Source organism: Mangrovimonas sp. sgz306409 (genome assembly GCF_059735265.1).
Window position 1 is genome coordinate 1 of the sequence record NZ_JCAPEU010000018.1, and the last position, 11,892, is coordinate 11,892.

General features: G+C 37.9%; 5 protein-coding genes. All 5 read right to left on the reverse strand.

Annotation, left to right across the window (positions count from 1 at the left end):
* Positions 1-548: 548 nt before the first annotated feature.
* The 5 genes from AC6I5C_RS17440 to AC6I5C_RS17460 all read right to left on the reverse strand — a co-directional run bounded on the left by AC6I5C_RS17440 (position 549) and on the right by AC6I5C_RS17460 (position 11,395).
* Complete coding sequence (locus AC6I5C_RS17440; protein WP_497906282.1) at positions 549-1,508, reverse strand: bile acid:sodium symporter family protein; 960 nt, start codon at positions 1,506-1,508, stop codon at positions 549-551.
* A 469-nt stretch (positions 1,509-1,977) separates the two neighbouring features.
* Positions 1,978-4,389 (reverse strand): TonB-dependent receptor, encoded by a 2,412-nt coding sequence (locus AC6I5C_RS17445; RefSeq protein WP_497906283.1) that lies wholly within the window; start codon positions 4,387-4,389, stop codon positions 1,978-1,980.
* Between the two features lie 58 nt (positions 4,390-4,447).
* Entirely contained in the window at positions 4,448-7,861 is a 3,414-nt protein-coding gene (locus AC6I5C_RS17450) for a VPS10 domain-containing protein (RefSeq protein ID WP_497906284.1), read from the reverse strand.
* A 230-nt stretch (positions 7,862-8,091) separates the two neighbouring features.
* Positions 8,092-9,369, reverse strand: coding sequence for a T9SS type A sorting domain-containing protein (locus AC6I5C_RS17455; protein ID WP_497906285.1), 1,278 nt, complete (start codon positions 9,367-9,369; stop codon positions 8,092-8,094).
* A 436-nt stretch (positions 9,370-9,805) separates the two neighbouring features.
* A complete protein-coding gene (locus AC6I5C_RS17460) occupies positions 9,806-11,395 on the reverse strand; it encodes a tetratricopeptide repeat protein (RefSeq protein WP_497906286.1) in 1,590 nt (529 codons plus the stop codon).
* Positions 11,396-11,892: the final 497 nt, after the last annotated feature.

Genomic DNA, 11,892 nt, shown 5'->3' on the forward strand with positions numbered 1-11,892 from the left:
TATTGACTGTAAAGATACGATTTGTATTGCTGTTATTGGCTTGTTCGGTTAGGAATATTGAGCTTTGTGTTGAAGGAGCAGCTCCAATAAGAGCCGCTTTCTGTGAATGCACATTCTTGGAATTACCCGCGAACTTCGTCACAATTCAAAAGTAGTATAATTTTTAGGCATTCCGGCCAACTACAACCCATCGCTCAATAGATCGCTAATGTAACACTGTAAAATTGGATCCGTAAAACCGTCTTTTCTCTTGGTTCTTTTCTCTATCCTCTCAATTCTTTACTCTTTATTCCTTTTTTTTTACTACTTACTACTTACTACTCACTACTCACTACTCACTACTCACTACTCATTCTTCATTAAAAAAGTGCAGGGGTGAAAGTCCAGGAAGGGCAGGTAAAGCGGCCATAATGGTTGGCCTATTGGGTGTACCTGCCTTGTACAAACTTTTATTTAAGGTTAAAACAGCCGAATGACAACCTCATCCACATATTTGTTGGTGGCATGAAAGGGTGATGGCCCACAATAGCCAGATTGTAATTGTAAAATCACTCTTGCCGTTTTGCTAATTTCGTGGCTATAATGCTTATGATGAAAATTTGGAGGCCATGAAAGAGCATTAAGGGGAGGAGTATCAGGCCTGTAGAAAATGAACTTGGGAATAAAATTTTAGAAAATACAGTACCATGAACTAATGATTTTTTAGTCCCGCAAAATTGGGCTGTTATCTGGTCCTCTGTACTGAATTTTAGTTTTCTTGAAAAATATCCTGTTAGGTGAAACACAATATAGAAGAGGGCTATGGTCGCGATAACAATCACAATGAGATCTTTATATTCAATCTCCGAAAAAACCTCGTCCATAAATGAGTCAGAGAAACTTTTATATATAATCAACAATATAATGGATTTGTCGAACGTGGATAATTGTTTAGAATACCTCGCGGCGAATTGTCCCCATTTACGGTTCATTAGCAACCCTAAAATTACAGGTATTAATATCTCGACAATCAACTTAAGGTAAATGGAGCTCAAACTATACCCAGTTGAGGTCTGTTTTAAAAATAGTCCCATCCATAAAGGGGTAATGGCAATGCCTATCAAACCAGAAATACTGGCATTAAAGATGGATGCCGCTATATTACCCTTTGCCATCGAAACCATGACGACAGAGGACGAAACAGTTGATGGTAGTGTGGCAAGAAAAAAGAAAGGTAACCACAGAGCCGAGTATGGCGTATGGTCAATAAATGGACGGCACACCAATAGGATCATTGGAAAGACAAGAAATGTGGTAAGCTGCACTAGCAGGTGCAATTTCCAATTCCTTAAGCCATGTGTAAGTTTGTCCCGGCTCAATTTTAATCCATAAAAGAAGAAAATTAACGAAACCCCAAAACTGGCTATCAAATCTAGGTTCACAGGACTATGTTGACTTCCCGGGTATGGAAGCATATAGGCCAAGGCAATGGACAGGAGTATTGCTATTACAAATCGGTCAATTTTCATTTTTCTTATCAATATTATGATGGCTAAATAAAACAATTGTGAGAGAACTCTAAAAGAAAAATGTATTAGGAAACACTTTCCCGAAAAGTGTGTAAGATATAAATCTAGGATTTTATTTTTTTAAGCGGAACCCTTTTTTCAATTATTGAGAAAAACAGGTTTACAATATTACCCCGCTAGTGCGCGACATCGAAGATGTAACGAAGCTAATGCATCGCATTCTCCAAAACCACCAATGAGTATATATAAAAAGCGGCTCCAAGGGATGCCGCTTTTCTGTGAGGTACACCCTTGGAATTACCCGCGAACTTCGTCACAATTCAAAAGTAGTCTAATTTTTAGGCATTCGGGCCAATTTCAACCCATCGCCCGATAGATCATTGGAAGTATGATCCGTAAAACCCCCACTAGTGCGCGATTGTACCACGTCCCAAAACTTGCAACAAATATAAAAGGCTGACCCTTAAAGTCAGAAATTGGCTCTTAGTGATAGAATGAAATTCCTCCCTGCACCAGAAAGACCTGAGCTATATGGTCGGTATCTTTGATCGGTAAGGTTTTCAATACCACTGCTTATACTGAAAGTCTCAGTAAGGTCATACATAACTTTCAGGTTGAGCGTATACCATGAAGGCGAATAGTTATTTCCGCTCGAATCCTTGGCATAGATCTCATCCTTTCCTTGTTCGCTGACAGCAAGATCATTAAAGGTTCTTTCGCCTTGAAAGCAGCCATTAAACTCAAGTATGAGGTCATCGTATTTATAGCGCAATCTGCTCACACCAAAAAATGGAGCTGCATGGCGCGATGCACTTATTGTGCCATCGTCCAGCTCTTCTTCTCCAATTTGGTAGTTCAGGTCTGTCAAAAACATAAATCCTGTGGGCATATTTACTTCAAGTCCAGCTTGCACGCCATACACCTTTGCAGCTGCCGCATTTTGTATGGCTTGTACTTTACTCATATCTCCTGCGTAAAGAATGCTGTCTTGTCCATTGAGCTGAAAGTCCCTGCGAACCAGAGCATTTTCAAGGATGGTATAGTAGCCTGTTAAATTTACTTTTACAACATCTCCAAAAACTTTCGATATTCCCAAATCAAAATTATAGGCATATTCCGCCTCCAGATCAGGATTGGGAACTACCACGGAACCAGGCTCAGAATCAAACACCTTCCCTATATCATCTACATTAGGAGCGCGGAACGCAGTTCCAAAATTTGCACGAATTGCCCACTTTTCTGATGGATGATACACCCCTCCAATACTTCCCGTAAGAGCGCCATTGTTAATGTTTGCACTGGTGAAAGAAAATGGGTAGAAATCTGAGTTGTTGCTAAAATCTGCATCCAGTATAAAGTGATTGTACCTTAGTCCTGCTTGCAGAGTTAGTTTATCTGAAACTCTTAGCTCATCATTTACATAAGTTGCTATGGAACTCCAAGTGGAATTTGGATACCTTGCGGGACCTGCTTGGTCAATTCCTGTGGAAATATCAGTGCGTTTCCCGCTTGAGGTTACATCGTTAAAAATATATTCTAGTCCGTAGTACAGTGTGTTTTTTGTGCTTATACTTTTGGTGAAATCCAGGTTTGTGGAATAGGCTTCCACCTTCTCAGTGTTTGTGGTGCGGTCATCTTTGTTTAGTGATCGATCAATACGGCTTTCTTCAAAAGATTGCTTTGCCAATCGCCAGGACATTTGATCATAAATAGCATTTTTGCCACTATGCGTAATATTCAAATGGTTCATCATCCATTTCTGTGGACCATAATTCCATTCAGCATAACGAATCGTCCCATTTTTGAATCGGTTATGACGGTCATACCTACCATAAGGCGAAGTTTCAGAATAATGAACCCCATATTGAAAATCCCAATTTTCGCTTGGTTTAAACCGTACTTTTTGCATGAAATTTATTTGCGAGTATGCAGATGGCACTTGCAAAAGTTTATCCTCCTGCGTAATTACCAGATCCATGCTGTCTTGACGTTGTGGATGTATTCCCTTAATGTAATCGTTTGGTCCTTTGCTCCCTTGGCGTAAATGGTCAAAATCCCAAGAACTAATGCTTGTTACCATAGCCCATTTTTTCCAACCTATATTCATGTCAAAGTGCCCCGTTTTCTCATTATTGGCAGAAGAATATCTGGTAACCGCTTTGCCTGTAACCAGAGGTTTTTCTGTTAGCGACAATTGCGGGGTGAGCGTTTGAAAACTCATTACTCCACCAATGGCGTCACTTCCGTAAAGAACTGAGCCTGGTCCGAAAAGGACTTCCGTATTTTCAATGGCGAATGGGTCTAGATTAATCACATTCTGTAAGTTGCCTCCCCTGAAAATGGCGGTGTTCATCCGGATACCGTCAATGGTGTAAATGAGCCTATTGGTAGCAAAGCCTCTTATCATTGGGCTTCCACCGCCTTGCTGGCTTTTTTGGATGAAAACCTTTCCAGAAATACCTAAAAGGTCGGCTGCGGTTTGCGGATTTTGCAAAGCTACTTCTTTGGGTGAAATCGATATGATTTTAGAGGGAATATTGCCGGATGTTTGTCGCCAACGTGTAGCAGAAACTACTACTTCATCAAGGTTTAGGTGAGATGGCTCCATCCCAATCCTAAAATCAAAGGATTGAATTTGTAAATAGCTCAAAACCTTCATTTCATAACTTAGAGAGCGAATTTGAATATTCGTTACCTCTTTAAAAGCAGAAATGTCGGCTTGCCCTTTTGTATTGGTTATTGTTGATACTTGGGGACTTTCGCTGATTAGAACGACACCTTCAAGGGGTTTTTTGGTTTGCTGATCTATAATGATTACCGTTTGGGCATAAGAAACACTTGTCAATCCCAACAACAACCCCAGAAAAAATAAGTATTTCATTAGGTATTATTTTAGAAGCATTAAACAGAAAGAATACAATAGAGGAGTAGGGTTCTGATTATTTTAATACTAACCGAAGTATGGCCTTATCTTCATCTGATTTAATGATTAAGAAATACACGCTGGATGCTAATTTTAATTTTATATCTAATAATTGACTATCAGTGTAATTCATAGATTGAATTATTTTGCCGTTTAAATCTATGATTGTAATATCAATAGTTTCATAATTAGTACCTAAATCAATAGAGAAATTTCCGTTTGATGGATTAGGATATATAATAGGATCTGTTTCAAAAGTATTTTCAATGATGCTTGGTGTTGGTGCAACAACAATTGCATAATCTTCAACTTCACCATCGTAGCCAGTTTCGCATTGCCCTGGGGAATAGGCAAATTTTGCAGCGACTCGCATTGTTGTTTGTCCTTCTATTGCTTCCATAGGTACCGTGATAGGTAATGGACATAAGCTTGTGATACCATCAACGGTATTTATTGCCGAGCCTAAATCGTAGGTTTCACCGTCATCATCAAAATCAAAATCTTGATTCCAATCAATCCAGGCTTTGGCATAAATAGTATAATCACCATCTGTGTTAAGATGAACGTTTAAATTATAGGTGTTACCAACTTCTACATCCGATGAAAAACTATCTGTATAATCAGTATAGGGTTGGGTTTTCCCAGTTGCATTATTGATACCATTAAAATCAACCAAGGTAACTGCTGTACTAAAGTGCATATTTCCAGATGTTTTACAAGGCGAGCAATCGTCTACCACTGTAACCATATTTGTTATCGTCTTTGTATCTGAATGACCCTGACCGTCGGTAACAGTAAGACTTACATCGTAAGAGCCTTCAGAACCAAAAACAACAATTGGATTTCTAGCTGTATCAGAAGAAATGGATAGGGGCTCAGGAGTAATTGTCCATTTCCAGGAAGCGCCTTCATGATTTAATATAGAATAACAATCAAATTGAATCGGTTTCATGAGGCATTCCACTCGGTCTGAATATGTAATGGGTTGAGCAATTGGAAAAAATAGGGTGTCTTTCATTTTTCTGCCCCAAACCCCACGTCCATTGGTTGCTAAGCGCAATTCTGAATCACGATAAAAGGGATTGATTTGTAAGGATTTTGCTATTAGGGGTAAATTTGTTGAATAATTTAACCAGTCGCTCGTATCTGTATCCCAATAGAAGACGCCATTACCCGAGGCTATATAAACGATGTCATTTGTTCCTCCTTGATATAATATATCAGCAATATTCTCACCATCTAGAGTTGAAGTCGTTTTGTTTTGCCATGAAGCTCCACCATTTTGTGTATAATGTACTTTTGAGCCGTCTTGACCTCGAGGGGTACATACCCACACTTTATTTTCATCTTCAGGATGAATAGAAATTCTAAATCGTCTTCTGTTTCCACTCGGATCTGAACTCGTTTTGTTCCAAGAAATACCCGCATCTGTAGATTTCCAAATTTCACAAGGGTCCCAGAAGCCATTGGTTGGGTTTAATACCGCATAGATAACATTTGGATTGCTTCTTGAAATTTCCATTTCATAAATCATCCCGTTGGGGAAGGAGTAAATGATTTCAAAGTTGCTCCCGCCATCTGTTGATTTATAAACTTTATTTTCAAGACCAACATACATATGGTCGGCATATCGTGGATCAAAATAAACCCCACTGCGTTCTGCTGGCATGAACTCTTCATTAGGTCGAATGGGTAAAGCCGTATGATCTACAAGTTCAGTTCCAAATATTTCCGGAATGGTTTTAACGGAAGTGTCATCACTGTTATAATGAGTTCTATAAAATAACTTTCTGCTCTCAATGGGATGGACATACCCTGAAGCCTCCTCGACACCACCAATGTTATAGGCGTTACCTAACCCATAATTTTCGTACCATCCGCTTGTACCATCATGATATTTGCCACCTGTAAAGGTGTCTTCGTTCCACCCCGTGTTAAAGCCCCAGAAATGGGCTGCTTGAATACCTCTATTCAATGCTATATGCGACATTAATTCGTCTTCAGAAAAATCGATACCCCCATCAGTAGCCACCCAAATATCGTTGCCTTGAACTTCAATATCTTGAACGTCAGAGTGGATGTGGTTTAAACGTGTTGAGTTGGCACCACCAATCGATTGAAAGGATTGACCACCATCATTTGATTCTGTTAGTCGCAAAGTTGCAATCCAAATTTTATTTGGATTTATAGAGCTTGCTTCCATATCAAAATTATAGAAACCTTGATGATAGCCATTTTCATAAGCTGCTACATTCCAATTTGAAGGACTGTTTGTTGGGGCATAAGGCCCGCCATCTTGTCCGCTTGGATTCACCCAATCATCTCCTTGATTTGAACTTTTATAAACACCAATCCAACCATTGTCCCCGTTTTTGGATTGCCCAATGAGGCATACATAGACTAGGTCGCTCGAAGCGGTTGTAACGGCAATTTTACCACCTTCATCAAACGCATTGTTTATATCGGCAGGAACATACCAACCGTTATCTTTAAGTGTCCATGTTTCACCATTATCATCACTTCTAAAAAGTTCACTTCGCTTTGCAGAAGGGTTGGATTTTAATAAATAAACAACATTGTTGTTGGTGGGATGGAAATCAATGTCCCAACAGCTATTGGAATAAATCTGAACCCAATTTAAGCCGGCATTGGTGGATTTAAATAAGCCGGAGGATGACGCATGAAATATAATGTCATTGTTTAATGGAGAATATGTGAACTCATGCCCAGTTCCATTTGTAAAATATCTTTCCTTCCAAGAAGTGCCTCCATCTAAAGATTGATAAATTCTGTTATTGGAAGATACTAAATAATTATTGGGATTGGAAGGATGAATTTTCACGGCAGCATTATAACCGGAAAAAACTTCATTTAAAGAGATCAATTCCCAATTAGCTCCTTTATCAATGGTTTTGTATACCCCACCTGCTTCTGTACCGCATATGAGTACATCTGGATTTGATAAAGACTGGTCAATTGAATATATATTTTTATGCCATGAAATTGGAGTAGCCGAATTGGTGGCAAATGTTTCAAAGGGTCCCATAGCAACCCAACCATTATCGGAACCTGTGCTACGTAACTCCTGTTGTTGTTCATGTTTTGCTTTAAGCTGTAGATGTTTGTTGTCTTCCTCAGTTCGACTTAATTGTTTGATAAATCCATTTTGGTCTAATAAAGGTTCAACCGCCAATATCCAATGCTTGTGATTTTGTGTATGAATTGTTTTGACAAATTTATGGTCTTTATAGTATTGCCTATATAAGTCTTCTACCTCACCAACATTGGGATTATCAGAATACATTAATTGGGCCCATTTTGGGGTGTTTTCATCTATAATTGGAATTGTTTTAAAAAAATCTGCACGATTTTGACTTTGAACATGAATAGAAATTATATAAAGGAATAGTATTAAAAAGGCGGATCTCATCTCAAATAGATTTAATAGTTATTAAGTGGTGAAATTGAGAAGTAGTAACAAAAAAAGGTCTGCAGGTAATAACAAAGCTTTCATTTGTTATGTTTTGCGAGCAACGAAACCTTAGATTTTTTGATGTAAATGGTTTCTTTTGGAATACCCCACCATCTACAAGTAAATATCATTTGTAAACGGTGAGGCATTGTCTGGCTAAAAAAAAAAAATCAATTCATGAGCTTTGATTACTCTTTAATCAGTTTTAAAGTACTTTTTGCCCCATTTGATAAAATTGTCATGAAATAAACACCTGTGGTAAAATCGGTCATATCTAAAGTCATTTTGGTCGCACGATAAGTTTTTGAGAATACTTTTTTGCCTAATATATTATGGACTTCTATCATATCAATGCTATGTCCATTAGATATAGTTACAACGGAAGAGGCAGGGTTGGGGTACACTTTCAAGGCATAAAAAATATCCGCTTTTACACTTAAAACATTGGGAGTTGTAAAAGATACAGGTTCAGACCACTCGCCAAAATCAGGAATTCCCGTGGTTTCATCGAAACAATACGATCTTATAAATACCTGGTAAGTAGTGCCAGGTTCCAAATCGTACTGTGTTTGGCCTACTGTTGAGACACTTGTCGCTTCCGAGTCAATGGGAAGTCCATTCTCATCAGGTATGCTGTCCGATACGATACAATATTGGTAAAACAAAGGCATGCTTTCTGGCGAATCCCAGCTTATGCTTATATCCGTTTCTGTGATATCTGATATCGATATATTTGATGGGGGTACGCAAGTGGGCAAGGATAAAGTTGTAAAGGATACTCCTTCAGACCACTCGCCAAAAGCAGCATCCCCTCCGTTTACACAAAATGCTCTTATGAACACCTGATACGTCGTGCCAGGTTCCAAATCGTACGTATCTGGATCTAATGTGGAGGCACTTGTCGGTGGTTCAGCTGCTTCAGCGACACCATTGATGGTAACTACGGGAACAGGTATGCCGTCTGTAACGATGGAATATTGGTAAAACTCGGGTAAAGTTTCTGGTGAATCCCAGCTTATGGTTACATCCGTTTCTGTGATATCTGATACCGTTAAATTTGATGGGGGAGGACAAGTGGGCAGGGATAAAGTTGTAAAGGATACTCCCTCAGACCAGTCGCCCCAATCAGGTGCTTGCCCTGGGATGACACAAAATGCTCTTATAAACACCTGATACGTCGTGCCAGGTTCCAAATCGTACGTATCTGGGTCTAATGTGGAGGCACTTGTCGGTGGTTCAGCTACTTCAGTTACATCACCAATAGCAGGTGCGCCCTCTCCATTAGGTATGCCGTCTGTAACGATGCAATATTGATACATCTCAGGTAAAGTTTCTGGTGAATCCCAGCTTATGGTTACATCCGTTTCTGTGATATCTGATACCATTAAATTGGCTGGTGGCTCACAATCAGCCTTTGTAAATTGAACTGCCAATAAACAAAATAGGGATACGGTAATTTTTTTCATAAAATAAAAGTTTTAGAGATTAATTGATTGCGTATTATGAATTTCGTTGAGCGCAAATATCTCTTAACGATTAAAATATCTATAAATATTATCATGAAATAGCGGGACATGCTAATGGAAAAAGCGGGACATTTTAACATAAAACCCAATAATTATGCATGTTAATCAATAATTTGTAGCATTATGTGTTTGTGAATTCTTAAAATTAGATGTAATGTGCCTGTTTGCGTAAACTGTGAAAAGGAAGTCTTTTCATTTTCTAAAAAAAACGCAGCTCGCTAGCTCCTAGACTGGCCTTCGTTTATTGCAGTTTCAACTTTTTTGGAGGGCAGGCATAAAGTAATATTGTTTAAAGCCGCGTTGAGATTTAACAGGCTTAAACAGGGTGTCTATTGAAAGCTTTTTCTGTTGGCAGGTGAAGGTCTAAAGCGGATGTTTAAATTATAGGACTTGACAGTTTTGTAACATAATCATACAAAGTCATATCTTGAGGAATTTTCATTTTTTTTGCAATTCGCGTTTTTCTTTTCCTACAAGCCTCTACTGTAATATTAAAAATAGCACAAATTTCTTTGGTTGTTAAGTTCATGAATACATAGCACACAAATCTTATGTCATTAGGATTTAAATCTGGATGTAGCGACTTAAGATTAGCTATAAATTCTTGATTTACGGCTTCAAAATGCGCTATAAAACTATCCCATTCATTATCTGTCCGTAAATGATTTTTTAGGGTATTCACCTGACTTTTTAATTCAAAATTACTTTTAACACTCGGTAATCTGCTTAGAGAATGAATGACGTCCTCAATCAGTTCATTTCTCCCGGACAGGTATAAGGCCTTGGCCGATAATTTTCTGTTTTTTTGCTCGATTTCATTTTTTAAGCGTTCCTGCTCCAACAAACCATTTGTCTCTACATGCTTCAATTGCTTTTCTAGTAGCAAGTGTTTATCTCTTTCTTTCTCCAATTCAAGTTCTAAAATTTTCTGTTCTCTTTCAGCTATTATTTTTCTTTGATTTTCTTTGTGAAGCTTGTTTTTTAAAAGTCGGTATACCAAATACATCAATGAGGAAATAGTAATTACTAAAATGATATAAATGATGCGCTCTTGTTTTAAATTTTCCTCATTTTGCTTTAGCTCATTCTTATAGTTCTGCAAATCGAACTTTATTTTATTGCTTTCATAGGTTTGAGCGTCCCTATGTTTAGCCAATAGTTCTGAAACATTCAACAGCGAATCCTTAAAATGTAAGGCTTTTATATACGCTCCCTGTTCAAAACTATATTCTGAAAGCATTTTATAAAACCGTTTTTTTTCTACTAGAACATCTGTATTACTCAGGCCTTCTTTGGCTAAAGAAATGGCTTTTTCAATGTTTCCTTGTGTGCTATACACCTCAGACAACATAGATGCTACTTCGGTAAAAATACCTTGTAAGTCTTGAGAGGATTTCTTACTATATTCCTGCTCCAAAACACTTATAGCTTTGGATAATTCGCCTTTAAGCATATAGTATTTCCCTAGGCAAATTCTACCTTTTATCCAAAAATAGCCATCGGCCTCGTTTAAATCCTTAAAAGCGGTATCTAGATATTCTTTCGCCTCATCCAATTTATTTAACTCACTCAATACATTAGCTACGTTAAATGAAAAGACAGCGACCTTCTTTTTATCCTCACTATGTTTAATGAGATTATAAGCCTTTAGCTGATATTCGTACGCTTTCTCTAAGTTATTTTCAGAGTTGTTTTCAGACAAATAAATGGAAACAATATTATTTAATATAGTAGACTCTTCATTTTCTGTTAAATGCTCCAAAGCCAATTCATGGGCCTTTAAGAAATAGCTGAGCGCCTCAGAATAATCGCATAATCTATGGTAGATAGCCCCTTGATAATTAAGAGAGTTAAAGCGCTCCAAATGCCAACCGTTTTTTTCAGACAACACGGTAGCTTTGCTAAGGTATTCTTGAGCCTGGATGTAGTTTTCAGATAAAATAAGGGCTCTACTTTCTTTCAACATCTGCTGACATTCCTTTCTAGTTTGCCCATAAATTAGGCAGCTAAAACATAAACTAACAGATATAAGAAGCTCTTTTATCAAATAAATGAGTTAAGGTTAAAAGGCGTTAGCTACAAGCTTAAATATGGTAACTATACCTTCATTATGAATTTACAAAGCAGGCAATTAGATTCAAATATATATTATTATGGTCATATCGACAATAAGTAGCGTTAAAAGTTAGTGCTAGATAACATATATTTGAAAATGCAAACCTCGTTTTACAGAGATACCAAAAAGTATGAGACCAAGGAAGCCCGCTTTGCTGTTTTGGGAATTTAAGGGAAGTCATCAGTAAACTTTTATCGAAAGAGTGTAATTTTTAGGCGTTCAGGCCAACTTCAATCCATCGACCAATAGACGATCACTAAGGTGACACCGTAAAATTGACTTCTTAAAACTGTCTTTTCTCTTTATTCTTTTTTTCACTACTCACTACTCACTACTCACTACTCACT